The following is a 23464-nucleotide window of genomic DNA, read 5'->3' on the forward strand; positions in this document are numbered from 1 at the left end:
AGGAGAGTTGAACATGTCAATTGAACATTCCATCCTTGCAGTCATCAGTTTCCGTCCAAGTACCGGTTATGATATTAAATCCGAATTTGAGCATAAAGCAGCCGGCCTATTCTGGGGCATGAGTTACGGCAGTCTTTATCCCAAGCTAAAAAAACTTGAAGAACAGGGTTTCATCACTACCATTGAATCGGAGACAGACGGCCGCAGGAAAAAGCTTTATGAGCTTACAGGGAAAGGCTGGACTGAATTGGAAAGCTGGCTTTCCAGAAAGCCTGAACCTCCTGCCATTAAGGATGAGTTATTCATAAAGATGGCTGCCTGGCATGATGAGATGGATCAAAGCATCCTTGCACAGCATCTAAAAGAAAGAGCCAGAGATTCACAGGAAATATTAAATTTCGTTAAAGAATGGAAACAGAATAATACCTCATATATTAACAGTGTGGGAATGCTGGCAATGAGATATGCCGAGTTGAAACTAGAGGCTGAGCTAACTTGGATAAAAGAATCGCTGACCTCCCTGGAGAATGATGAGCTGCCTGCGGGTCAGGATCCAAAGAACTTAGGCGTAAAACAAAGGGAAAGACGAAAAAATGCATTGAAAAACGAACTTTAGGAGGCAGGGAAAATGGATGCTGGCATCTTCAAACCACTGAAGAATAAAGCTTATCGCTCACTTTTTGGGGCACAGGTATTTTCTGATTTGGGAAACTGGCTGGATTTTATCGCAATACAGGTCATTGTTGCCTATCATTGGGGACTTGGTGAAGCAGCTATTGCTTCTGTCATCATTATCATGGGAATTCCATGGGTGATCATCGGTCCGCTTGCCAGCGTTTTTGTTGACAGACTTCCTCAGAAGACGCTGATGATTACATGCTTATTGTTTAGAGTCCTGTTTGTAGCAGGTATGTTTTTCGCGCCAAATCTTTATGTCATGCTGCTGTTTGTATTTCTTAAGGCAACGGTCGCTGCCCTGTATGACCCTGCTAGACAGAGCGCAATCAGGCATACGGTCTCTGAGGAAGAATTGCCCGAGGCTGTGACCTTAAGTCAGCTCTCAGTCAATACAATGAAAATTGTTGGTCCTGCGCTTGGTGGCGGATTGATTGCCCTTTACGGGGTCAGGAGTCCCTTTGTTTTTGAAGCTGTAGGCTTTCTGATCGCGGTTGTGATATTAATGTCCTTGCCAAAAATCGAAACGGAATCTTCTTCCAAAAAACAACAGGGGAATTCTTATCTGGAAGATCTTACAGAAGGAATCAAACACATCTTCTCTGCCAGGATTCTAAAGGCGGCAATCATTCTCTCCTCCATTGCTTTCTTCATTATTTTTCTTTATGATGGTTTGTTTGTCTTTGTTGCACAGAATCTTGGTTTTGGCGAAGAGGAATTCGGTTTGCTCGTCAGTTCTGTTGGCTTTGGCAGCGTAGTCGGAGCACTTCTTCTCGGACGATTTACAAGCTGGAAAACAAAGCCTATTCATCTAATGGCTTCAGCATCTGTAATGAGTGGCATCTTGATCCTTTTTATCGGTTTGGGTGTATATGGGCTATTTGAACTTCCTAAGTTTTTATGGTTGGCAGGTGCTTTCCTATTGGGAATCATGGCGTCTGCAGAGGCGGTTCCTTATGGATATGTTCTTCAGTCGGAAACGCCCAAGAATATCATGGGCAGGGTTTCATCAGCAGCCGCTTCCCTGCAGACATTCTCGATGCTCGTCGCTCCGGCAGCAGGAGCGATGCTGGCTAAATGGATTGGTGTATCAGGGGTGCTTACAGGAGCTGGGATAGCAACCTTTTTCCTTGGCACAATTGCTTTAGCAATCAATTTGAGGAAAAACGTTGAAGCAACAAGTATTGGAGCATAGACATAACGAGCCGTTGTCAGCATGACGACGGCTCGTTATAAATTAATCTTTATTCAGTAATTCTTCTCCGGCTATCCCCGGATTTGTCATTTCATATGGATTGAGGATCAGGTCAAGTTCTTCCTCTGTCAGAACATCGTATGCAAGACATAGCTCCCTAACCGATTTCCCGGTAAGGATGGCTTCTCGGGCGATCCTTGAGACCGCTTCATACCCGAGGTGAGGATTAACAGCGGTGATGATGCCTACGCTTCTTTCCACATCCTTTTCCAGCTTTTCCTTATTTGCTTCAATTCCTACAAGACAATGATCTGTAAATACCTTAAAGCCATTGTTCATAATGCTGATTGACTGGATGAGGTTGAATACGAGAACCGGCTCCATGACATTCAGCTCCAGCTGGCCTGCTTCCGAAGCAAGGCAGATGGTATGGTCATTGCCAATGACCTGGAAAGCCACCTGGTTGATGACCTCAGGCATGACCGGATTCACCTTACCTGGCATGATTGAAGAACCAGGCTGCCTGGATGGCAAGAAGATTTCATTAAAGCCGACTCTTGGTCCTGAAGCCATCAATCTTAAATCATTGGCGATCTTGGACATATTCATCATACAAACCTTCAATGCCGCTGATACTGTTGTATATGCGTCTGTATTTTGAGTGGCATCGACCAGATGATCGGCATTTTGCAATGGATATCCGCTAATCTCAGAAAGATGGCGGACAACATTCTTGATGTACTTCGGATTGGCATTAAGCCCGGTCCCAACCGCAGTTGCCCCCATATTCACCTCGAATAAGTGGCCGCGTGTATGCTTGATTCTCTCAATATCGCGATCCACTACCCTGGTATAGGCTTCGAATTCCTGCCCAAGACGAATTGGCACAGCATCCTGCAAGTGGGTCCTGCCCATCTTGATCACACTATCAAATTCCCTTGCTTTCTGTGAAAAAACATCACGCATGATGTTCATGGTTTCCAGGAGCTTGTCCAGCAGCGACAATACAGATAAGTGGATTGCTGTAGGGAAAGCATCATTCGTTGATTGTGCCATGTTAACATGAGAGTTCGGACTAAGTGTAAAATAGTCACCCTTATTCTCTCCCAGCAATTCCAGCGCACGGTTGGCAATAACCTCATTGGTGTTCATGTTGATGGAGGTCCCTGCACCCCCCTGGATCGGATCGACGATGAATTGGTCATGCCACTGTCCCTGGATGATTTCATCAGCCGCTTTTACGATCACCTCACCAAGTCCGCCATACAGTCTGCCTGTTTCCATATTGGCTAATGCCGCCGCTTTCTTCACCATTGCCATTGCCTTTATTAATTCACTATGTATTCTGTATCCAGTAATCGGGAAATTTTCCACTGCTCTTAATGTCTGGATGCCATAATATGCATCTGCCAATACTTCCTTCGTACCCAGGAAGTCTTTTTCTATCCTGACTTTCACTTCAGTCATTTCCTACCCCTCCAAAAAGCTTCAGTTTTAGATTAAGTATTGAGGGCAACCAACTTCCGACAATTTCTTTAATACTTTTATCCCCCTCAGCCAAAATATTGCGCTTACATGACTATTGTAAATCAAAATCATGAATTCATCACGACAAATCAAACTTTTTTCTTGGGAATACAAATGCAAACTTTGTACCTTTATTGGGTGTTATGCAGAAATCCCACTAGTTTTGATAGCTTTTGTCATCATGCAGGAAAACAGGAATATACTTGCTGAATTGTATTAAGACATCGATATTTCCACAAAACAATACAGAAAGGAATGTGCATGATGACTGACACTCAATTCATGAAGGCATATACGATTAAAGAGGTGTCCAAAAAGATTAATGTACCGTCAGGAACCATCAGACAATGGGAAAAGGACCTGTCCGGCCTAATGATTGTGCCCAGAACAAAGCAGGGAGCAAGATTTTACACGGACATTGAAATAGATCAATTGATGAAAATAAAACAAATGCGAGATAAGAATCTAAGCAAAGATATGATCAGGGATCTTTTGCAGCGTCATTTGGAAACAAACGAGGTTCCAGGCCAGGAATACAGTCCAAACAGCCTTACAGTTAAGTCTGAATCACCTGATACTACTCTATTTGACAGCAAAAATGAATATGAGGCCTTCATGAAGGCAATGGAGCTGTATAAAGATTCGTTGATTGAAGAAGTCAAGATAGAGATCAGGAATGGTATCAGAAAGGAAGTCCTAGAAGAGGTGAAGAAGGAAATCTCCAAAGGGACTCTAACAACGGTAAAATCACTGTCCGATTCGATTTATAAAACAGGAGAAAGGACTAATGAACATATAATGGTGCTTTCGGAAACAGTGAACAAGACTTCGGAAGAGAATTCCGAAGTGCTCGGAACCATCTCGTCAGAGCTTACGAATGTTTCGAAAGGCACTTCCGAAATCAATACCAATCTTGTGAAGGTTTCCAAGGGTACAAACGAAATGTTCAGCAAGTTATCAGAAAGGGTCGCCAAAGCTTCCCAGGGAACTTCCGAAAAAATAACCCAGTTATCTGATACAATCCAGAAGAATTCAAAAGGAACTACTGATAAAATCACCAAACTGACCGAGAGTGTTGCGAAAGTTTCAAAGGGTACTTCCGAGAAAATCACCTTACTTACCGGGAGCATTACGAATGTCTCAAAAGGTACTTCTGAACGAATTGCTTCACTGACATCGAGTATGACTAAAACGTCCAAAGGAACAAATGAGAAAATCACAAAATTGGCAAATACAGTGGATCAACTATCCTCCGGCACAAACAAGGAATTATCAATACTGGCAAAACGCCTGAATGAGACAACGGAAACAGTTTCTGAAGAATTCAAGATTCTTGCTGATTATGTTTCCAACAGCCGGGAGACTACAAATCAGGAATTAGCAAATCTTAATCAAGTCATCAATCAAGAACGTGATTATTTCGTCCGTACCCTTCAAAACGAGCGGGATGAACTAAGGCGGGAAATAAGGCAGCGGGATGAGATGTTCAAGGATATGGTTGACAGTTTCAGGGAAACTGCTGCCTCCAAGCAGGAAAGACGAAATTGGTGGAAAATCTGGAAATAGGATCAGCATATAACCAGCTAGGATGTAAATAATAGGTACACTAGAACAAGATTCAAGCAAAAGAAATTATGGCAGCATATTTGAATGAATCTGGAGGGAATCCTAGTGGTCCGTATAAATCGCTGGCTGGCAATCATTGCTTTTGTCATTTACACACCGTTGGGACTGTCAGCGCAGGCAGCCAGTCCCTCTTTTATGGAAATGAAGTTCATAAATATCTCCCACCGTGGAGCTTCCGGCCATGCCCCTGAACATACCTTCACTTCCTATGAGTTAGGGAAGGCTATGAATGGTGATTACATTGAAATAGATCTACAAATGACTGAGGACGGGGAATTGATTGCCCTGCATGATGAAACGATTGACAGGACTACAGGCAAAAAGGGGCTAGTTAAAGATTTAACTAGGGAGGAAATCAAGCAGCTTGATGCAGGCAGCTGGTTCAATGAGGCTTTTCCCGAAAAAGCGAACCCTGAATATAAGGGGCTTCAGATTCCGACGCTGCGAGAAGTTTTTGATCAGTTCGGCAATGATTCAAAATTCTTTATTGAAACAAAATCTCCAGATGTCTATCCGGAAATGGAAGAAAAGCTGATCAACCTTCTGTATGAGTATAATCTCATCGGTGGCGTTAATGATTCCGGCAATGTGATCATCCAGTCCTTCAGTGCTGAAAGCCTGAGGAAAATCCATGCCATGGAAGAATCGATTCCTTTGATCCAATTACTATCCTATTATGCTCCAGCCAGTATGACGGACAGTGAAATCGAGAAACTGAAAGAGTATGCAGTAGGTGTAGGAATGCATTTCACTGCAGCAAATCCAGCATATGTTAAGAAGGTGAAAGATTCTGGATTACTGATCCTGCCTTATACAGTCAATGAAAAAGAAGATATGGAGATGCTTCTCGATTGGGGGGTGAACGGCATGTTCACGAATTATCCTGACCGGCTTGATGAGGTCATCCGAAAAAGAATCGAAAGAAACATGATCCATCCATGATTTTCAAAAAAAGCTGCCAAATGGCAGCCTTTTTATTACTAGTACAATCTATTTCGATACCCATCTTCCAATCTATCTTTAATATCATCTGCACTCGTGCCGGGCAATTTAGAGTGGACAGCCAGTATTTCAGCCCCTGATGGCAGTGTAGAGGGATCTGACCAACTTTCGGGATTCCATAAGCCAGACCTCATTAATGCTTTTCCGCACTGAATGAAACATTCCTCTACTTCTATGACTATTCCTAACAGTGGATTTTTCCCTCCTGCTTTCATCCGGCCAAGCAATTCCGGATCAAGAGTAAGGCTTGCCTTTCCATTGACTCTTAAAGTTTCCGACATACCCGGGATGAGAAATAATAAGCCTGCTTGAGGATTCGATAAAATATTTTTCAGCGAATCCATCCGTTTGTTTCCAGGACGGTCTGGTATTACGATTCTTTTTTCATCCAGGACAAGGACAAAACCTGGAGAGTCCCCTCTTGGTGACGCATCACTGTACCCGCCTTTGTCAGATGTGGACAGAATTAAAAATGGTGATTTTGCTATGTAGTTTCGACAATGCTCGTCAACAAAAGAAATGACCTTGCGCTTTGCAAGTTCACTTGGTTCCCCAAACCGTTTTCTTAATTCATCGAAGCTTTTTATCGTATAATCCAATCCCCTCATCCTCCGGTTTTCAATTTATGTATATCCTTACATGATAACTAAATCATAACAGATTGTTTTCAACAGAATCATTAGAATGATGCAGATTGTTCCCGCTGAAGACTTACCGTTGCCTATGCATCCATACTCCCTCCCACTTTCTGGTTCAGATTTAAACCAGTATATGGATTCCACATTAAACTCAAGGGTATATTAAATAACATCTTGAATAGAGATGGAGGCACGAAAATGAACAAAACAGTTAACCATTTCCTTGAAAAAGCAAAAAACACTTTGAACCAGGCGTATAGCAATGCAAAGGAAACCTTCTATTCCATCACCTCTACACCATCAGCTTCGGTCCAGGAGATTGCAAATTACGTTATGAATCATCCTGATACTAATGTAATCAGGAAGCATTATTTAGGGCTCACTTTATCATTCCATGAGCTTACGCAGGGACCGATCAAGTATTATTTAGAAACGAATGGTCATAAGCTTTTGCAGCTTGATGTCCGTTCGGACCAACACAGTGTCATCACTTACCGTTCTTACCGGGATCATCTTTCTTTGAATACACCAGTCAGGTTCCCGAATTTGAATGATCCTGAATGAACAAAAATAAAAAGGCTCCTTGCCAATACCTTTGGCAGGAGCCTTTACAATAGATATATAAAATCGAGCCTTATTTCTGGCCGGAAAGCACGTCCCGATCGTCGGCCATCGGGGGTTCCTCCAACCAGGAGTTCTTAATCATGATGTTTGCCCCGTCCTCCGCATACAAGGCAATTTCCGGGATCAAAGAAGCATACTGTATCCCAATATCCTTTCTCGGACTGGCCGCCATTGCTGCACCATAATTGCCGATACCTGCGGCAATCATAGCCGAAACATGGAACATAATCAACTTATCCGAGAAGATTTGTGTGGTCGTATCTGTAACTGCGGAATCCCAGAACATCGGTGCTGGAATATCATTATTTTTCAGGATATCACTGAATAAATCGACATGCTTTTGGGCGATTTTCTTTCCTCGTTGTAAATAGCCCTTTACTTCCTTATCCTGAGCGACTTGGATAAAACCCATAATCAATGCCTTGCCAATTTGATTTGTCTGGATGTTCATGAATAAATGAGTTATTTCCACTGAAGTCAAGGCTCGTCTTCTGTTTTTAAATCCAGAAAGAAATTTTTGTTTTTCGACAAAATCCACTTTATCTGGAACTGATATAAACGGAGGCCTTATGTAGGTACCCTGTTCAAGCATCAACTCCCTGGTCATATCCTGGAGCTGGATTGCCGATTTTAATACGCTTTTATGCAGGACGATGACATCAGGCCGTGTACCGAGACCGATTGCCGCTGCGTTTGCAGCCATGCCAAGAATGGACATATGCCTGATGTACATCATTTCAAATGTATCAGAGAATAGCCTTGGAGAATGGACATTCACATCTTTATCCGTAAAACCGATCGGATAGGGAAATCCTTCCCCTTTGAAAATCTCCTGTGTAAGTGAGATGTTTTTTTGAGAAGCATTTAGGGCAAATTCGACAATTTCATTTACTCTTTTATCGTCTGTATGATTCAAAAAATAGCTTAATACACAGATTGAAACCGTATCGTTCATATACTGTGTCCAAAGACTGGACATCTCTGCAGCTGTTAAGCGGATTTTCGTCTTATCTTCCATCCTTTCACCCCAAAGCTTCGATGATATAATTATTATTTCTGATTCAGTCGATTTTATTAGTTTAACGGCAGAATTTAGTTGAAAACCTTAATGATTGAAAAAACGATGTCGATTTATGAAATAAATAGTAAAATGGACTTATGATGACCTATATAGGAGTGAGCACGCTGATTGAACTTTTTTTTATCATCCTTATTTCCGGAGGATTAGCTGGATTAGCAAATATCATCAGATTTCATGTAAGCGCTTTTCTGAATCGACTTATCCTGATTCTCGCCTCTCTTGTCCTCTTAGAAGTCTCGGGTTTGCTTCTGGGAACACATCATATAGTATGGATGACTCTCTTTTTTATTGTGTTAGCAGGCTACACCTTCAAACTGTCTGGAGGATTAACATCCGCCGCAATCGGCATTTCACTTGTGTTCTTACATACTGAAGTTTTTCCATTGCTAATCATTCCGGTTTACTTTGCAATTGGTGCAGCAGCTGGTTATGTATCTCAGTCCATAGATAATAAGGGGACAAATCATCAACAGTGGACAGAAATGCTCATGAACCAATCAAAGCATTTACAAGTATTCCGGGAAGTAAGTACGACCATGCAGCGTACTCTACAGCAGGAGATGCTATTGAAAGTAATCCTGACTTCGGTCACTGCGGGTCATGGGCTAGGCTTCAACCGGGCAATGATTTTCCTCTCATCGAATGAGACACAATCATTAAAAGGAGTAGTCGGCGTTGGTCCGATGGATGTAAAAAAAGGCTATGAAGTCTGGGAAAAGATTTCCGAGGATAAATTAAGGCTGCGAGATCTGATTGAACATAACTTTGACAGCAACTTCACGGACCCCGAATTGAATGCCATTCTTCGTTCACTGGATATTCCGCTTGATGGCAAAAACGTATTCAGCCGGTCATTAACTCGACAGCAGCCTGTGATTGTTAATGAAATCGATGAATCAGATTTATCGCAAACACTGATTAACAGACTATTTGAAACAGAAGAATTTGCGGTTGTACCTCTGATCAACCAGGGTAAGAACATTGGCATCCTGCTAATAGACAATATTGTCAACAAGCGTGGAATTACACTGATGGATACTGAGAATATCCTGCCGCTTGCCAACCAGGCTGCCATCGCACTGGACCATGCCAGCCTTTATCAACAGATTGAGGAAATGGCTCTGAGAGATGGACTTACGGGACTTTTCAACCAGCGAGCATTCCAGACTATACTTGACGATTACTTCCCTTCTGAAGTAAAAGATCCCGGCCCATTGTCATTGATCATTTTTGACATTGACTTTTTCAAGGTTTTTAATGATAAGAATGGACACTTGCTTGGCAATGAGGTGTTGATGAAACTGGCTAAAGTCATTGAGGGTTCATTAGCACCAGGTGATTTTTCATTCAGGTTCGGTGGTGAAGAATTTGTTGTACTTTTACCAGGGACCTCTCTTCCGAAAGCAGAAGCCATGGCGGAGGTCATCCGGCAAAATGTAGAAGCAGCATCCTTTCCGGGGGAGGAAACACAACCTCATGGCACCTTGACAGTAAGCATTGGCACAGCATGTACAGATCACCCTGCCATCACCAGTAAAAATGAACTGATTGAAGCAGCCGATCAAGCCCTTTATCAAGCAAAAAGATCCGGAAAAAATACGGTGGTCACATTTAAGGAGTTCGTTTGCATTGATTGAACTGACAATTATCATCGCTGCTTTGGTATTCATTTTTACAGCTGTATTGACTAGCAGGCCGATGTACACCTTTTCGATGGAAAATTACTCTAAGCGGGTCACAACCCAATATGGCTTCAGAGTTGCTGATTTGCATTACTCTTATGACCAGATGATCTATTTCATCTCCCTTCCCACAACTCTTCCATATATTAAAGAGGCTGTGAAAGAGGAGTTGATCATTGAGCAGGATTACTCATCCTTTTTATATCCTGAGCTAAAGGGAATAAAAATTACTTTGGAGCATGATGGAGAAAAACTATATCTTGCATATTTGCCAATCGGTAATTTCCGTCTTCCCCATCTGGATAAACTACAGCAGGAAGGAAAAATCGATGAGGCAGCTTATTTAAAAATCAGTACCACAAAGCTGCTCCATCCTGACACCCTGCAGGAGGTCCGGGACGAAGTATTCAAGCAGCTGCAGGTAGGCCGTTACTGATGGGATCATAGACAAAATTCAATTGGAGAAAAAACGAAAGAGCCGGTTTTTTATAAATTGCCGGCTCTTTCCATTTCCTTTGAATTTTTGACTAAGCTTACCTAGTTACTATTAACTACGCTTGAAAGTAATTTTTTCACTCAAAGGCTCTTTTAAAGCCTAATGTTGTTATTGCACCTGTTGATTGTAGTGGAAGGCGCGAAGACTCCTCCGAAAATGCTACCGCATTTCCATCGTGCGTGGGCAGGTTCGAGGAAGCTAATCAATGTCCTGCGGGCGCAGCTGGTCAGGTGAGACCCCGCAGGAGCAACGCGACGAGGAGGCTCAGCGCCAGCAAAGGAGAATTTGGTCTTTGAAAAAGCTGGCACTTGAGCTTTTTCATAATTCTTCCCCCGCGGAAAGCGAAGCGCCTGGAATGAAAATCAACAGCATTGTTTAACATAGCCTACCCAAAATAAAATACGCATACACTTCCTTCCATGCATAACTACTTACAATAAACTGCAAAGTTTGTCCGGTTCTAAATTGGGTATAAATGAATAGACACAATTTCTAAGGAGGCCAAAACCATGAATGACGAACAAACAAAAGGTGCTTTTGATCAGGTAAAAGGTGAAACCAAGAAACAATTTGGCAAAATGACAGACAATGAATCCATGGAAGCGGAAGGCCGTCTTGATAAAGGAAAAGGCAAATTAAAAGAATCCGCGGGGGACTTAAAAGAAAACGTATCTCGTGCCTTTAACGATTCTTCTAGAGATTAATATCCATAAACATGAAAAAGCCTTCGCAACTAGCGAAGGCTTTTTCATGTTCTAATCTACATTGTGCTTATTTTTGCCCCTTACAAACCGGTATGCAAGATACGCAATATATAACGGTGTGGCAATATAAATAAGGTATGGGAATTGTCCATATGTCCCTTTCCAGATGACGAAAAGCAAAGAACCGAGAAAAATGGTTACAATGGTTCCGTATTTTGGAAGCGGGACTTCTTTAAAGCTAGGGATCCTCACCCTGCTGACCATCAGGAAGCTCAGGGCTGTAAAAACAACTGTTGTCACGATATTCGGGATCATGTGACCAAATAACGTTAGGATGGCCATGATTCCCCCTGCAGCAGTTATCGGGACCCCAATAAAGTAATTAAGGGATGATTTATCGGTGCTGATATTGAACCTCGCCAGGCGATAAGCACCGAATAGCGGGAAGAGTCCTGCTACCATCAGCCCCCACAAACCAAACTGGTAGAAGTATGTATAATACACAAGGAAAGACGGTGCGACTCCGAAAGTAACAATATCCGCAAGTGAGTCAAGCTCCTTGCCAAGCTGGCTATCCGCCTTAAGCATCCTCGCAAGTCTTCCATCCATGCTATCAAGCATCATTCCAATCAATATTAGAATGGCCGCATTGTTAAATTGACCATTAGCCGCAAATCCAATCGATAGAAAACCGCAATACAGATTCCCCAGTGTGAACATATTGGGTATCATCTTTGTAAACCGCATCAGTTGTCATCACTCTCCGAACTTATTTTAAAGCTGCCCATGCCTATTATTACCCCTGCAGCCTAGTAAACATGTTTATTTTATCATTATATCGCCGAAAATATAGTATAACTATATCATTAATTCTCATCCTGAGTAGAATATAATCATAAAATTTCATAAAAGATTTGAGGGAGAAGTCCTGGAGGAAATTTGCAAAAAAAATGCTTTAAAAATTTTTCTTCTAATTGTATACTTATCTGGGGTTGGTGAATTATGATCAACAAATATTTGCGTAGAATAAAATTTCTTCTTATTAGATTATTAAGAATTAAGGAAAACGCACACAATGTTTCAATTGGGTTTACTATGGGTTTTTTAATCCATTTCATTCCATCTTTCGGCATGGGGCCCATCCTGTCTACCGTAAGCGCAAAGATGTTCAAAGGTAATGCGGTAGCTGGATTCATTAGCGGTGTGGCACTAATCTGGCTTTTCCCATTTTTATTCTACCTTAACGTTGTTGTCGGTGAGACTGTATATCCGTCAGGAAACTATCATTCTCCAATTGGGATGACAATACATGGCATGGATGCCGGAATGCATTTAGGTGCCGTTTTCTTCATTGGCATGATCATTAATATCATACTCTTCGGTTTGATTGTATATTATGTAGTTTATACCGTTATGAGAAAGTATCGTTTAAGCTTTCTGAATATAGTAAAGAAATGGGATATAAAAAAATAAGGAGTGGGAGTTCTACGATGGTAGTCCCGCTCCTTTTTTCTTCATAAAACTTCAAGAAATTCGATTAATTCCCGGCCCATCCCCTGGTAAAATATAATCCTCCAGTTCTCCAAAATAAACGGACCTTCGACTGGAACAATATTGCGATTACTGAATGCCTCTATGATTGCATCCAAATGTTCCACCTCAAAACAAAAATGGCTACATTCCCCACCACTGTCTGTTTTGGATTTATTCTCGATCAGTTCAATTCTGATGCCGTCCTTTTCCAAAAAACAAATCTCCTCTTCACCAAAATGGAATCTGCCATTTTCTGCAAAACCGAGGATATTCTCATAAAATGTTTTGCAGGCATTTATGTCACTCACTTCAATTCCCACATGATGGAACCTCAATATTCCTGTTCTCCTTTCAGATGGTTTTGTGATTTCCATCCAAATATTCACTTCCTCTGGTATCTGTTAAATAATCAGGTTGATATCCCCAAATTCGTGCCATAAATAGTGCTTTTCAATTGCTGCGGTATATGCCTTAAAGAGTGCTGCTTCATTCACAAATGCTGACAGCATATCCAGATGGCTGGCTTTCGGTTCATGAAATCCAGTTATGATCCCGTCCACAAGCTGCAGTTGATATTCAGATGTTACATATAGATTTGTCCAACCATTCAGCAGTGATGTTGCAGCCGCGGTTTCCAGCGCCCGGACTGCGGTTGTTCCACCAGCGATAATCTTCCCGCCCTCCGCTTTTGCTTTCCATATTTCATCCATTGCTTCCTGGCTTATAGAGTATTCTTCATAAAGTTCTTCCGGCGAATGAGGGTTTTGGTCATCCAGCAAGTAACTAAGTCCGGTGTGGAGTTGAAGGTAGACCAATTTTACCCCTTTTTCCTGAAGCTTCATTAAGATCTCCCAGCTGAACGCCCTGCCTGCTGATGGCATCTCTATTGAACCTGGCTGGCTTGCAAAGACGGTCTGGTAATAATCAAGCTGCCATGGAATTTTTATATATTCATATCTTACTGGATAGCCCACTGTGTAGATGGCATCATAAAATTCCTCACCTTGCAGAGAGAATTGCATAATTACCAATGGGGATTTGAACACTTCCCCTACCACCTTCGCTTCCAATGACTCTGAAATTTTAAAGAAGTCTCCCGGCTTTACATTTGCTTGTGTTGACAGGACTTCCCAAACAGCACCAGTCCTTTTTCTCGCAAGTCGCAATTCTACATCAGTTCCTATCACCTTTCCGCTACGCACCCAATCTGCCTTGAATGCAGCTGGAAGGGTTCTGCTGTTATTCAGTACTAGAACATCCCCAGAGTTTAAGTAGTTTTCCAGTTGGAAAAATATATCATGACTTACATGCCCAGTTTCTCTTTCTAATACCATCATTCGAACCTGATCGCGGCGAAGGCCACGTCTTTCCGGAGGATGGGAAGCATTTAGGTAGTCCGGCAGGAAAAAATCATGTGAATCCCTCGTTCTTTTTGTCTGCATTACAAACCCTCCCGCTCAAATCCCTGCGCTTCAAACCGCTGCCCCTTGATCCCTTTTGAGTCATTTGAAGCAAGGTAGAGAAAAATATCAACGACTTCATCAGGCTGTGCTAATTCATAATCGCACCCTGGAACTGCAAGTGCATGCATCTCGGTATCCATTTCTCCCGGGTCAACCATGTTTATTCTGATGTTTGTGGATTTTAGTTCATCTGCCCACGTCTGTGTCATACCCTCTACGGCAAACTTTGAAATTCCATATGCTCCCCAGCCTGCATACCCAACATGACCTGCTTCTGATGTGACATTTATAATTGTACCGTCATTATTCGCCAGCATGGAAGGCAGGACCCTTCGAGTTACCAGAAAGGGGCTGATGCTGTTAACTTTTAGCACTTCAGTAAAATCCTCCTCAGGAAAATCAAGTAAAAGGGGGATTGGACTTGGCCCAAGAATGGAAGCGTTATTGATCAGCACATCAATCTTTCCAAATGTCTCAAGTGCAAGCGCTACAAATCTTTCTGCTTCCCTCGGAACCGAAACATCAGCCGTAACGGCAAGTACCTCGGCTCCATAAGCCTCCGCTACCTTCCTGACCTTGTTCAACTCTCCTGTCCTTCGAGCACAGACTGCCAGTTTCGCGCCCTCCTTAGCAAACCTTAACGTCAATGCTCTTCCGAGTCCCTGTGTGACACCTGTAATCATCACTACTTTGTTTTTTACCATCTTCAAGTTCCTCCTTGTTTTTCCTTCTTGTCTTTATCATAAGATTTCTAAGAAAAGGAGTCCTCGTAGAGAAGCTTGAAGTTTACTGCGACTTTTGTCTGAACTTTCAAAAGTGTACAGTAATTATTCGTGTTTCTTTAACAAAAAAAGGGTGCACAATGGCAGGCCTTAATATATAGTCGCAGTTGAGACTTTCGCTTGTTTAGCTACATCTTTAAAGAATAACTCATTAACAAACAAAACTTTACGTAAATGTTTACGTTCCCGTATTGATTCCAATATGGTTCCAATACAATTTCAGATACTAATTCCTGCCTGTGGACCATGCCCTTAATTGCTCTCGCTTATTTTTGCAGGTATTCAGAGTTATTTGTTGAATTAATTATCATCATGGAATTAATAGGTGGTTATTATGAAAATCGGGTTATTAAGACATTTTAAAGTGACATTAGGTTATCCAGGCAAGTTTGTGACTTCAAAGGAGCTTCTTACATGGCAAGAAGAGTATAATCAATCAAGCATCGAGGAAGCAGACATTGATCATCAAGGTCAAAAGTGGAGTAAGTGTTACTCAAGTGATTTACCAAGAGCTAAAACTACCGCTTACAAAGCGTTTGATGGAGACATTATTTTTTTAGAGGAACTGAGGGAAATCTCGTTATATCCAGTCATCTCCTCCGGCATGCGTCTCCCGCTTTGGCTTCATGTTTTCTTAATAAGAATAGCTTGGTTATTCGGACACAATTCCCAGAAGGAAAGTAAAAATGAAGTCCTTAAAAGGATTAACAGGGTTCTCGATCAGGCAATTGCCCACGGGGAAGATGTACTGATCGTTGGACACGGCGGGATCATGATGTTTTTGAGGAAGGAAATGTTAAAAAGAGGGTTTAAAGGCCCAAAGTTTAACAGGCCTGAAAACGCCATCGTTTATATTTATGAAAACAAGACGCTCTGATCAGGCGTCTTTTTTATTTTTTGCTTATGAATGAAGTCGAACCTTATTGGAAAAAGTAACGACGAGCCAGTCATTAGAGGAGGTATGGATTTGGAGAACACACACGAGTTTGTGGAAAAACTGCATGATAAGCAACGGAAAGATGAACAGAATAGAAAGCGCCAGGGAAAAGACAACCCTAGTGACAAACTTCCAAACAAACAACATTAATGTGTATAGTAATACCTAAAAATAGACCGCCATTAGGCGGTCTATTCAAGTTTAATGCTATCTTTTCCGACGGTTTCTGATACTGCCCCTGAGTCCCATTCGGTCTTCCGATGAACTGGAATTTGTCCTGCTTCTGCGATCCCTTCGAGGCTGTTCTTCTATATTGTTCTTTGTCCGGTCATTCCGTGAAGGTTTTCCAGCCTGGGCGCCTCTTCTCTCATCGAGACGATTTGCTCTGGTTCCCCGTTCTTCTGGATTCCGTCTTTGTTCACGCCTTGATGAGGGCTGCTCCCTGTCAACGCGGCGTTGGCCTTCTGACCTTGACGGACGATTTCCATTTCGCGTGGTAGGCTTATCTGTGATTTTTTCACCACGATGATCTCTTTCTGGTTTGCCGTCATCCCTTCGCCTTGAGATGGTGCGCTTCCCTTTATAATCACCTGTTCTATGTCTTTTCGAGACTGGCTTACCTTCTGTACTGGTTTCATCTCTTTTGGCGTTCCCTAAATTTTTCTTTTCAATCCTAATGTTGAGTTCTGATTCAATCTGGTCTAATAACGGTCGATCTTTGGCTGAATAAAAGGTTACCGCGAGTCCTTCATTGCCTGCTCTGCCCGTACGTCCAATACGGTGGATATAACTTTCAGTATCCAAAGGGATGTCATAGTTAAAAACATGGGTGACTCCTTCTACATCCAATCCCCTTGCGGCAACATCAGTTGCGATAAGATACTGGATTTTCGCTTCGCGGAACTTCTTCATTACCTGTTCCCTTTTCGCCTGGGAAATGTCACCGTGCAGCTCGTCACAATTGAAATGGTTCGCTTTCAATATATCATTCAGCTTGCTGACCCTTCTTTTCGTCCGGCAAAAAATCACCGCGAGAAAAGGCTGATAGGATCGGAGGGATTCAATCAAATCACCTTGCTTGGACCGGTCTGTGGAACTGATCGCAATTTGTTTGATGTTTTCCAGCGGAGCCTGGGTTTTCTCTACCTGGATATATTCTGGCTTGTACATATGCTGTTTAGCGAGCCTTTTGATTTCATCCGGCATCGTAGCAGAAAACAGCAATGTTTGCCTGGTTTTTGGCGTCTGCTTGATGATTTCTTCAACTTCGTTCAAAAAACCGATATGAAGCATTTGATCCGCTTCATCAAGTACAAGAAACGAAGCTTTGGAAAAGTCGACCGTCTTCCTGCGGATATGGTCAAGCAATCTCCCAGGAGTACCAATGACAATATGGATGTTTTTTTTGAGTTTCTTCAGTTGTGATTCGACATCCTGTCCGCCATAAACAGCAAGAACATTTATTCCTTCAATGTCTTCGGTCAGTTTTTTGATTTCATGGGTGATTTGTAATGCCAGCTCTCTCGTCGGTGTTACAATCAATGCCTGTATATTCGGATTCTGAATATCAATTCTTTCTATTATTGGCAGCACAAAAGCGAAAGTCTTACCAGTACCAGTCTGGGACTGGGCAATCACATCCTTGCCATCGAGCAATAATGGTATTGCTTTCTCCTGAATGGAAGTTGGCTTCGATATTCCATGCTGGTTTAGTGTTTCTGCAAGTGATTCTGATATTCCTAAAGATTTAAATTGATTCAAATTCAATCCCTGCTTTCTTTAATAGGCCGGGTGAACCCAACCATCCTTCTCATTATTGCTGTTTATGTGTATAAATATCAAGGTTATGTTGCAAATCATTTTTCAATATCAACTGACTAGTCAAGGTTCATTTATTGGGTAAAATAATAATATGTGGATTTTAGGTATTGCCTGTGGTACGATTTATTAATTGAAGAATAGGAAGTGATTATAAGTGATTAAAATTGAGCTGCCAGCTCCAGACGTAGTCATTACACGAAGCAAACAATTAGGAGAAAAGGTTGAAGCGGTTATCAGCAGTGAATATGGCTTTACTGATTACCACCGGATCCCAAGGGATAAAGGCGGAATCATCATGTTCTTCGACGCTGACGATGAATTAATGTTTGTCGGAAAAGCACGTAAGCTTAGACCACGCGTAAAAAAACATTTCGAAGATAATGTTTCCCCTATCAAAAACCATCGACATGAAGTAAACAAGATTGCTGTCATTACTGTGGTTGATCCGATCGACAGGGAAATTTACGAAACATATGCAATCAACGTCCTAAAAGCTAAGTACAATATCGATAAGGTATTTTATAAATAAGAAGAGCCTGCCTGCAGGCTCTTCTTATTATTTGGCTATTTTCGTAACGATTCTTGTTAACGTGTTAATAAGCCGTTTTGCAGCTCGAAATTAAGTGTACAGGCTCTTTTCTCTTAATTAGCTTTAATTTTTTCAACCAATTTTGTAGCCAAAACAACAAAGTTTATGAAAAGAGCTTATTACTTAAACCAGCCTTTTTCCTTTGACTGTGTTATGGCTTCTATCCTGTTTGTAACCTGGAGCTTATCCAGGATCGTGGAAATGTAGTTTCTGACCGTTCCTGCTGTAATGCTGAGCTGTCCGGCAATTTCCTTCGTGTTTTTGCCATCGGCAACAAGTTCTAGGACCTCCATCTCGCGCTCTGTAAGCGGATTTTCCTCGCTGTACACATCGTCCATGAGTTCAGGAGCATATACTCGTCTTCCTCCTATCACACTCCTGATTGTGCCTGCTAATTCCTCTGATGGGCTATCCTTCAGTAAATACGCGCTGACACCTGCTTTCAATGCACGCTGAAAATATCCTGAACGGGCAAATGTGGTTAAAATGATCACTTTGCAGCCCAGTCCTTTCAATTCTTCCGCTGCTTCGAGCCCGGTTTTTCCTGGCATCTCAATGTCCATCACACAAACATCTGGCTTCAGCTCCTTTGCAAGAGCGACTGCCTCTTCCCCGTTGCTGGCTTTGCCAACGACTTCCATATCATCTTCAAGACTCAAAAGAGAACCCAGTGCCCCCAATAGCATGCGCTGGTCCTCGGCAATGACAATACGTATCATAACTGGCCCTCCCTGTCGGTTTGCTTTAATACTTTTGGTATTTTAATCATAAGGGTCGTACCGTTTATAGATAAAATATCAAGTGTGCCATTCACGAATTCCAGTCGCTCCCTCATGCCCTGAAGACCGCTGCCCTTGTAGAGATCTTCTTCCGTAATATTGCCTACACCATTATCGCTTACTTCAGCTACAAGTTCACTTTCATTATGCTGGATGGAAACGCTGCATTCTGTTGCTGAACTATGTTTGACAACATTTGTAACTGCTTCCTTGAGGCACATGCTAAGTATATTTTCTGACAGCAAGGATACATTGGTGAGGTTGAAATCCTCTTCATTCCCGACAAACTTGATTTCCGCTGCTTTTAAAATCTGCTTGATGTGGATCAGCTCATCCCTGACTCGGATTCCCCTCATCTCTGCCACCATTTTTCTTACTTCATTCAAAGCAGTCCTTGCTGTCTGTTGGACATCCTTTAATTCTTCTTTTGCCAATTCGGCGTCTTTATTGATCAATTTACGTGCCAGGTCACTTTTTAAGCCAATGAGTGATAATTTTTGGCCAAGAGTATCATGCAAATCGCGGGCGATCCTCTGCCTCTCCTCGAGCTTCACAAGTTCCGAAATCCGCTTATTCGCATCTTCGAGTTTTTCTTCCAGTTCACCACGTTCATTTTTGTTATGGATGCTGAACGGAAGCAGGATCACACTGATCCACACAATCACAATGATGGGAAGCTGTTTTATGAAAAACTCGTCCTTAAGAACGATTTCATAGTTTATGACAATCGAAGTCCCCACAAGATGGATGAAATATAAAACAAGAAAAGGGATACGGTCTTTTATATTCCCGATAAAATAGGCTATGAAAAAAGCGAAGTATACATAACTGAACAAACTTGCCGATGCGATGGAAATACCGATCAGAATAGAAGTCCAGATGTATACTGTCCATCCCCTTGAGACAAAGGCCAGCCAGTATACGAGGAAAAACAGAAGTGTCAGGATGATTCCTGCCGCTTTCCCGCCTATAGTAGGCATCTGCCATATGAAGTAAAAAGGAAGGATCCCGAGAATTGTCCATATGTACGGTGAGATGCCAGTACTTCTGAGTGAATTGAAAAATCTTTTGAACATATAAAAACCTCTGCTTTATGATTGCTGATTCTATTCTAACATAATGGAAATGGATATAATTACAAAAAATTACTCCCCTAACCCCAGATGTTGGTATACATCCAGAATAAGGAGAGCAATCATTAGAGCTCCGGTTTCGTTTGAGCCGTCAATTTATTGGTTCGCTGCATTGCTTTCAATTCCCTGAAACTAATGAATTGCTTTTTCCTTTCGTCCCAAAGACGGAAGCGCAAAGAAGTCAAACTGGTTGAAAGAGTTATGGTTGGCACATTTTGCAGAGGCTTCGTATTATTATGAACTTCCTCCAGCTTATAGTTTGGAACTCTCGGGCTTAAGTGATGAACGTGGTGGTAACCGATGTTCCCAGTAATCCACTGCAGCAGTTTTGGCAACTTGTAATACGAGCTTCCTTCGACAGCAGCTTTTACATATTCCCAGTCTTTATCCTCTTCAAAATAAGAATCTTCGAACGTGTGCTGGACATAGAACAGCCAGATGCCAAACATTCCGGCGATGAAGAAAATCGGGCCTTCTACCATGAAGAATGCTTTCCAGCCAATCATCCATATCAGAAGACCTGAGATCCCAAAAATCAATACATTGGTCAAATAAGTGTTAAGGCGTTCCTTCGTTCTGGCACCTTTGCGGTTGAAACGGTTCTTGAGCAGAACGACGTAAATCGGTCCCAAGACAAACATCACGAGTGGATTGCGGTACAGTCTGTAGGCAAGCTTCTGCCACATAGGAGCAGCCATATATTCATCGACTGTAAGGACCCAGATGTCGCCGGTTCCGCGTTTGTCCAGATTGCTGCTGGTTGCGTGGTGGACAGAATGATCATGTCCCCATTGGCTATAAGGGAACATTGTCAGGACCCCGGTTAAGGTTCCCACCACTTTGTTTGCGGTGCGGTTTTTGAAAAACGAATGATGCGTGCAGTCATGGAAAATAATGAAGATCCTGACCATGAAACCAGCTGCAACAGCAGCAAGTACAAGTGTCAATCCATAGGAAATCGACAAGCTTTGATAGGCAAGGTACCATAATGCCAAAAATGGAATGACGGTGTTGACTATTTGGATGATACTCATTTTCGTGTTTGAATTTTCATAAGGGGCTACCTGTTTTCTAAGTTCTTTTGCGTTGTGATTTGCCATCTTGTTTAATAATTCCCCTTTCGGTTTTCTTAGTTACTCAAATTATAAATAAGGGAAATGATTTTGTGCAGTAGCAGGTGTCATATATTACACATGATAAATGTCATGTTTCCATGAATTTTCCCTATAAATGGTTGATACAACAAGGGTTTGAACAATTGTTACCTGGTCTTAATATTTACTGATATTTTTTTATGTATCATTAAAAATTGAATGGATCGAATTTGCTATTGATTTCTAATCGAATATTCCACCATCCAGTCAAGACTTTTTCTATCATTTCCCGTGCTACCAATGACTTGTGCCAATGTTGGCGGATATGGATTTTGCCTTTTGTGCTTAAACAGGTTCTCAAAAGTAAGATTGAATTCCAGGGAAACACAATGTGACATCCAAATTAAAATAGTCTCGCTGTTCACTGTTACCACAGGATATAAGCGTTCAATCAACGCCAAAATTTTTAATGTCTCTTCTTTCGTCATATTTCTCTCCACCATTCCTGAGTATCACAGTAAATCATTTTTTCCATGCTGGCCGTAAAGATACATAGTAACTTGCCCTTTATCAATGTAGAATGAGATAAAAGATGACTTGGCGGGTGAAGAGATGAAGCATGCAATCATTACAGGATCCTCGAGCGGATTTGGAAAATTGAGCGCAATTGAACTGGCCAAATCAGGCTATCACGTAATTGCCACCATGAGGAACCTTAAAAAGCAGGATCGTTTGGTGGAGCTTGCAGCTGCTGAAAAAGTGAGAGATCATATTCATGTTTTTCAAATGGATGTGACAAACAAAGAATCTATTGAAGAATTAAAGATGTACGTGCAGTCATTGAATTCAGTAGATGTCCTGGTCAATAATGCCGGCTATGCACAGGGAGGCTTTGCGGAAGAACTAGAGGTGGATACATATCGAAAGCAATTTGAAACGAATGTTTTTGGAGTGATCGCTGTCACTCAGGCCGTCCTTCCTTTCATGCGTCAGCAAAGGTATGGAAAAATCATAAATATGAGCAGCATCAGCGGAAGGTTTGGATTCCCGGGCCTGTCTGCCTATTCAGCATCGAAACACGCTCTGGAAGGGTACAGTGAAAGCTTAAGGCTGGAGGTAAAGCCTTTCGGAATTGATGTGGCCCTGATTGAACCAGGTTCCTACAAAACAGATATATGGAAAAGCATTGAAAAAGTATCTATAAGCGACCAATCACCATATGAATCGTCTATGGAAGCGATTATGAATGAATTGAAAAATGCTGAGTCCGGTTATGGGAATCCTCAGGATGTTGCCAGGCTTGTTGCAGGGATTGCATCCGCAAACTCCCCGAAATTGAGATATCCCATTGGTAAAGGCATCAAGAATACCTTACTATTAAAAAATCTTCTTCCGTGGAAAACAATTGAAAAAATCGTAATGAAAAAATTGAAACTATAAAACAAACGCGTGACAGAGTCTTCTCACTGGAGCAAACAAAACCTCTATTGCTTTAGACCAGTACAAAAAAGGTGCTCGATCAAGATCGGGCACCTTTTTTGTCTAGTTAGACATTGCTTTTTTGTTGAAAAAATGATTTATCGGGTTAAGCAGCATGGCACCTATTCCCTGAATGATGGTTTTTACGATGACTTGGCCTAAAATCGCAGCAGGGACGGCTTCCCATGGAAGGAAGTTTGCTCCCAACGGACTCAACCCCAGCACGACGAATATGATCGAATCCAGAAGTCCGCCGACCAATCCGCTGTAGAAGATTCTCCAGCTCATTGGCAGTTTCAGTCTTGTATAAATTTCAGTGTCGGTCGTTTCAGCAACAGCAAAACTCAAAGCCGATGCGAATACAATCCATAGCGTGTCACCAAGAATAGAAGAAACAATTGCGGATAATACAAGAGCCAGAGCAATGAACATGTATGTTTTCGTCCGGCCATGCTTATTTTGGACAAGGTCACGAAAAATGAATGTGGCTCCTATCAATAAAGTCCCCATCGGCACAATGAACATACCAAACTGAAGTGGTGCAAGTGCAGCTGTTATCACGTTGGCCGTTACAATTGAAATCAAATATAGAAAGATTCTCATA

At 41.9% G+C, this 23464-nt stretch carries 26 protein-coding genes; 13 read left to right on the plus strand and 13 right to left on the minus strand.

The window, feature by feature from the left end; all coding sequences use genetic code 11:
- Nucleotides 1-13 precede the first annotated feature (13 nt).
- Nucleotides 14-616 (plus strand): PadR family transcriptional regulator, encoded by a 603-nt coding sequence (locus ACNAZ4_RS17665; protein ID WP_415816522.1) that lies wholly within the window; start codon nucleotides 14-16, stop codon nucleotides 614-616.
- 12 nt (nucleotides 617-628) lie between these two features.
- Nucleotides 629-1870, plus strand: coding sequence for an MFS transporter (locus ACNAZ4_RS17670; protein WP_415816524.1), 1242 nt, complete (start codon nucleotides 629-631; stop codon nucleotides 1868-1870).
- 42 nt (nucleotides 1871-1912) lie between these two features.
- Here the strand turns inward: ACNAZ4_RS17670 and aspA are convergent, their stop codons facing one another.
- Nucleotides 1913-3337 carry an aspartate ammonia-lyase gene (gene aspA / locus ACNAZ4_RS17675; RefSeq protein ID WP_415816526.1) on the minus strand — a complete coding sequence of 475 codons (1425 nt, stop codon included), beginning with the start codon at nucleotides 3335-3337 and terminating at the stop codon, nucleotides 1913-1915.
- Nucleotides 3338-3658: 321 nt separating this feature from the next.
- On the opposite strand from aspA, the gene ACNAZ4_RS17680 reads away from it, so the two are divergent.
- Together ACNAZ4_RS17680 and ACNAZ4_RS17685 are read left to right on the plus strand one after the other, a co-directional pair.
- Entirely contained in the window at nucleotides 3659-4963 is a 1305-nt protein-coding gene (locus ACNAZ4_RS17680; protein ID WP_415816528.1) for a MerR family transcriptional regulator, read from the plus strand.
- Between the two features lie 84 nt (nucleotides 4964-5047).
- Nucleotides 5048-5965: a glycerophosphodiester phosphodiesterase gene (locus tag ACNAZ4_RS17685; protein ID WP_415816530.1), complete on the plus strand. Its 918-nt coding sequence runs from the start codon at nucleotides 5048-5050 to the stop codon at nucleotides 5963-5965.
- 38 nt (nucleotides 5966-6003) lie between these two features.
- On the opposite strand, the gene ACNAZ4_RS17690 is transcribed toward ACNAZ4_RS17685, so the two are convergent.
- Nucleotides 6004-6633 carry a pyridoxamine 5'-phosphate oxidase family protein gene (locus tag ACNAZ4_RS17690; protein WP_415816532.1) on the minus strand — a complete coding sequence of 210 codons (630 nt, stop codon included), beginning with the start codon at nucleotides 6631-6633 and terminating at the stop codon, nucleotides 6004-6006.
- Between the two features lie 228 nt (nucleotides 6634-6861).
- On the opposite strand from ACNAZ4_RS17690, the gene ACNAZ4_RS17695 reads away from it, so the two are divergent.
- Nucleotides 6862-7227 carry a hypothetical protein gene (locus tag ACNAZ4_RS17695; RefSeq protein WP_415816534.1) on the plus strand — a complete coding sequence of 122 codons (366 nt, stop codon included), beginning with the start codon at nucleotides 6862-6864 and terminating at the stop codon, nucleotides 7225-7227.
- 70 nt (nucleotides 7228-7297) lie between these two features.
- On the opposite strand, the gene ACNAZ4_RS17700 is transcribed toward ACNAZ4_RS17695, so the two are convergent.
- A complete protein-coding gene (locus ACNAZ4_RS17700; protein ID WP_415816536.1) occupies nucleotides 7298-8305 on the minus strand; it encodes a DUF3231 family protein in 1008 nt (335 codons plus the stop codon).
- A 305-nt stretch (nucleotides 8306-8610) separates the two neighbouring features.
- Here ACNAZ4_RS17700 and ACNAZ4_RS17705 point away from each other — a divergent pair, with 305 nt between their 5' ends.
- The 3 genes from ACNAZ4_RS17705 (at nucleotide 8611) to ACNAZ4_RS17715 (ending at nucleotide 11250) form a co-directional block, all read left to right on the plus strand.
- A complete protein-coding gene (locus tag ACNAZ4_RS17705) occupies nucleotides 8611-10005 on the plus strand; it encodes a sensor domain-containing diguanylate cyclase (RefSeq protein WP_415816538.1) in 1395 nt (464 codons plus the stop codon).
- On the plus strand, nucleotides 9998-10486 hold the full coding sequence (locus tag ACNAZ4_RS17710) for a hypothetical protein (RefSeq protein WP_415816540.1): 489 nt from the start codon (nucleotides 9998-10000) through the stop codon (nucleotides 10484-10486). Before ACNAZ4_RS17705 ends, ACNAZ4_RS17710 begins: the two co-directional genes overlap by 8 nt.
- A 569-nt stretch (nucleotides 10487-11055) precedes the next feature.
- Nucleotides 11056-11250: a CsbD family protein gene (locus ACNAZ4_RS17715; RefSeq protein ID WP_415816542.1), complete on the plus strand. Its 195-nt coding sequence runs from the start codon at nucleotides 11056-11058 to the stop codon at nucleotides 11248-11250.
- A 51-nt stretch (nucleotides 11251-11301) separates the two neighbouring features.
- On the opposite strand, the gene pssA is transcribed toward ACNAZ4_RS17715, so the two are convergent.
- A complete protein-coding gene (gene pssA, locus ACNAZ4_RS17720; protein ID WP_415816544.1) occupies nucleotides 11302-11997 on the minus strand; it encodes a CDP-diacylglycerol--serine O-phosphatidyltransferase in 696 nt (231 codons plus the stop codon).
- Nucleotides 11998-12252: 255 nt separating this feature from the next.
- Between pssA and ACNAZ4_RS17725 the strand changes: the two genes are divergently transcribed.
- Nucleotides 12253-12723 (plus strand): DUF2062 domain-containing protein, encoded by a 471-nt coding sequence (locus tag ACNAZ4_RS17725; protein WP_415816546.1) that lies wholly within the window; start codon nucleotides 12253-12255, stop codon nucleotides 12721-12723.
- A 41-nt stretch (nucleotides 12724-12764) separates the two neighbouring features.
- On the opposite strand, the gene ACNAZ4_RS17730 is transcribed toward ACNAZ4_RS17725, so the two are convergent.
- The 3 genes from ACNAZ4_RS17730 to ACNAZ4_RS17740 all read right to left on the minus strand — a co-directional run bounded on the left by ACNAZ4_RS17730 (nucleotide 12765) and on the right by ACNAZ4_RS17740 (nucleotide 14950).
- Nucleotides 12765-13118: a VOC family protein gene (locus tag ACNAZ4_RS17730; protein ID WP_415816548.1), complete on the minus strand. Its 354-nt coding sequence runs from the start codon at nucleotides 13116-13118 to the stop codon at nucleotides 12765-12767.
- A 66-nt stretch (nucleotides 13119-13184) separates the two neighbouring features.
- Nucleotides 13185-14225 carry an S-adenosylmethionine:tRNA ribosyltransferase-isomerase gene (locus ACNAZ4_RS17735; protein WP_415816550.1) on the minus strand — a complete coding sequence of 347 codons (1041 nt, stop codon included), beginning with the start codon at nucleotides 14223-14225 and terminating at the stop codon, nucleotides 13185-13187.
- Entirely contained in the window at nucleotides 14225-14950 is a 726-nt protein-coding gene (locus ACNAZ4_RS17740) for an SDR family NAD(P)-dependent oxidoreductase (RefSeq protein ID WP_415816552.1), read from the minus strand. The genes ACNAZ4_RS17735 and ACNAZ4_RS17740 overlap by 1 nt, the downstream gene beginning before the upstream one ends.
- Before the next feature lie 412 nt (nucleotides 14951-15362).
- On the opposite strand from ACNAZ4_RS17740, the gene ACNAZ4_RS17745 reads away from it, so the two are divergent.
- Together ACNAZ4_RS17745 and ACNAZ4_RS17750 are read left to right on the plus strand one after the other, a co-directional pair.
- Nucleotides 15363-15905: a histidine phosphatase family protein gene (locus ACNAZ4_RS17745; protein ID WP_415816554.1), complete on the plus strand. Its 543-nt coding sequence runs from the start codon at nucleotides 15363-15365 to the stop codon at nucleotides 15903-15905.
- Between the two features lie 84 nt (nucleotides 15906-15989).
- Nucleotides 15990-16115 carry a DUF4023 domain-containing protein gene (locus ACNAZ4_RS17750; RefSeq protein WP_415816556.1) on the plus strand — a complete coding sequence of 42 codons (126 nt, stop codon included), beginning with the start codon at nucleotides 15990-15992 and terminating at the stop codon, nucleotides 16113-16115.
- A gap of 57 nt (nucleotides 16116-16172) precedes the next feature.
- On the opposite strand, the gene ACNAZ4_RS17755 is transcribed toward ACNAZ4_RS17750, so the two are convergent.
- Complete coding sequence (locus ACNAZ4_RS17755) at nucleotides 16173-17726, minus strand: DEAD/DEAH box helicase (RefSeq protein ID WP_415816558.1); 1554 nt, start codon at nucleotides 17724-17726, stop codon at nucleotides 16173-16175.
- 214 nt (nucleotides 17727-17940) lie between these two features.
- On the opposite strand from ACNAZ4_RS17755, the gene ACNAZ4_RS17760 reads away from it, so the two are divergent.
- On the plus strand, nucleotides 17941-18315 hold the full coding sequence (locus tag ACNAZ4_RS17760) for a nucleotide excision repair endonuclease (RefSeq protein WP_023614140.1): 375 nt from the start codon (nucleotides 17941-17943) through the stop codon (nucleotides 18313-18315).
- Nucleotides 18316-18494: 179 nt separating this feature from the next.
- Here the strand turns inward: ACNAZ4_RS17760 and ACNAZ4_RS17765 are convergent, their stop codons facing one another.
- From ACNAZ4_RS17765 to ACNAZ4_RS17780, 4 genes are all read right to left on the minus strand, one after another.
- A complete protein-coding gene (locus tag ACNAZ4_RS17765) occupies nucleotides 18495-19094 on the minus strand; it encodes a response regulator (protein WP_415816560.1) in 600 nt (199 codons plus the stop codon).
- Nucleotides 19091-20230, minus strand: a complete 1140-nt coding sequence (locus ACNAZ4_RS17770; protein WP_415816562.1) for a sensor histidine kinase — start codon at nucleotides 20228-20230, stop codon at nucleotides 19091-19093. Before ACNAZ4_RS17770 ends, ACNAZ4_RS17765 begins: the two co-directional genes overlap by 4 nt.
- A 122-nt stretch (nucleotides 20231-20352) precedes the next feature.
- On the minus strand, nucleotides 20353-21387 hold the full coding sequence (gene desA / locus ACNAZ4_RS17775; RefSeq protein WP_415816564.1) for a Delta(5) desaturase DesA: 1035 nt from the start codon (nucleotides 21385-21387) through the stop codon (nucleotides 20353-20355).
- Nucleotides 21388-21614: 227 nt separating this feature from the next.
- Complete coding sequence (locus ACNAZ4_RS17780; RefSeq protein ID WP_415816566.1) at nucleotides 21615-21869, minus strand: hypothetical protein; 255 nt, start codon at nucleotides 21867-21869, stop codon at nucleotides 21615-21617.
- 124 nt (nucleotides 21870-21993) lie between these two features.
- Between ACNAZ4_RS17780 and ACNAZ4_RS17785 the strand changes: the two genes are divergently transcribed.
- A complete protein-coding gene (locus ACNAZ4_RS17785; protein ID WP_415816568.1) occupies nucleotides 21994-22821 on the plus strand; it encodes an SDR family oxidoreductase in 828 nt (275 codons plus the stop codon).
- 102 nt (nucleotides 22822-22923) lie between these two features.
- Here ACNAZ4_RS17785 and ACNAZ4_RS17790 read toward each other — a convergent pair whose 3' ends face one another.
- Complete coding sequence (locus tag ACNAZ4_RS17790) at nucleotides 22924-23463, minus strand: VUT family protein (RefSeq protein ID WP_415816570.1); 540 nt, start codon at nucleotides 23461-23463, stop codon at nucleotides 22924-22926.
- Nucleotide 23464 lies beyond the last annotated feature (1 nt).

The organism is Mesobacillus thioparans (genome assembly GCF_965138835.1).
In the GTDB taxonomy this organism is placed as follows: domain Bacteria; phylum Bacillota; class Bacilli; order Bacillales; family Cytobacillaceae; genus Mesobacillus; species Mesobacillus thioparans.

Coding starts and splice junctions, on each gene's coding strand:
- ACNAZ4_RS17665 (WP_415816522.1), top strand. CDS start 14: ATGTCAATTGAACATTCCATCCTTGCAGTCATCAGTTTCCGTCCAAGT.
- ACNAZ4_RS17670 (WP_415816524.1), top strand. CDS start 629: ATGGATGCTGGCATCTTCAAACCACTGAAGAATAAAGCTTATCGCTCA.
- aspA (WP_415816526.1), bottom strand. CDS start 3,337: ATGACTGAAGTGAAAGTCAGGATAGAAAAAGACTTCCTGGGTACGAAG.
- ACNAZ4_RS17680 (WP_415816528.1), top strand. CDS start 3,659: ATGATGACTGACACTCAATTCATGAAGGCATATACGATTAAAGAGGTG.
- ACNAZ4_RS17685 (WP_415816530.1), top strand. CDS start 5,048: ATGAATCTGGAGGGAATCCTAGTGGTCCGTATAAATCGCTGGCTGGCA.
- ACNAZ4_RS17690 (WP_415816532.1), bottom strand. CDS start 6,633: ATGAGGGGATTGGATTATACGATAAAAAGCTTCGATGAATTAAGAAAA.
- ACNAZ4_RS17695 (WP_415816534.1), top strand. CDS start 6,862: ATGAACAAAACAGTTAACCATTTCCTTGAAAAAGCAAAAAACACTTTG.
- ACNAZ4_RS17700 (WP_415816536.1), bottom strand. CDS start 8,305: ATGGAAGATAAGACGAAAATCCGCTTAACAGCTGCAGAGATGTCCAGT.
- ACNAZ4_RS17715 (WP_415816542.1), top strand. CDS start 11,056: ATGAATGACGAACAAACAAAAGGTGCTTTTGATCAGGTAAAAGGTGAA.
- pssA (WP_415816544.1), bottom strand. CDS start 11,997: ATGCGGTTTACAAAGATGATACCCAATATGTTCACACTGGGGAATCTG.
- ACNAZ4_RS17725 (WP_415816546.1), top strand. CDS start 12,253: ATGATCAACAAATATTTGCGTAGAATAAAATTTCTTCTTATTAGATTA.
- ACNAZ4_RS17735 (WP_415816550.1), bottom strand. CDS start 14,225: ATGCAGACAAAAAGAACGAGGGATTCACATGATTTTTTCCTGCCGGAC.
- ACNAZ4_RS17740 (WP_415816552.1), bottom strand. CDS start 14,950: ATGGTAAAAAACAAAGTAGTGATGATTACAGGTGTCACACAGGGACTC.
- ACNAZ4_RS17745 (WP_415816554.1), top strand. CDS start 15,363: ATGAAAATCGGGTTATTAAGACATTTTAAAGTGACATTAGGTTATCCA.
- ACNAZ4_RS17750 (WP_415816556.1), top strand. CDS start 15,990: ATGGATTTGGAGAACACACACGAGTTTGTGGAAAAACTGCATGATAAG.
- ACNAZ4_RS17765 (WP_415816560.1), bottom strand. CDS start 19,094: ATGATACGTATTGTCATTGCCGAGGACCAGCGCATGCTATTGGGGGCA.
- ACNAZ4_RS17770 (WP_415816562.1), bottom strand. CDS start 20,230: ATGTTCAAAAGATTTTTCAATTCACTCAGAAGTACTGGCATCTCACCG.
- desA (WP_415816564.1), bottom strand. CDS start 21,387: ATGGCAAATCACAACGCAAAAGAACTTAGAAAACAGGTAGCCCCTTAT.
- ACNAZ4_RS17780 (WP_415816566.1), bottom strand. CDS start 21,869: ATGACGAAAGAAGAGACATTAAAAATTTTGGCGTTGATTGAACGCTTA.
- ACNAZ4_RS17785 (WP_415816568.1), top strand. CDS start 21,994: ATGAAGCATGCAATCATTACAGGATCCTCGAGCGGATTTGGAAAATTG.
- ACNAZ4_RS17790 (WP_415816570.1), bottom strand. CDS start 23,463: ATGAGAATCTTTCTATATTTGATTTCAATTGTAACGGCCAACGTGATA.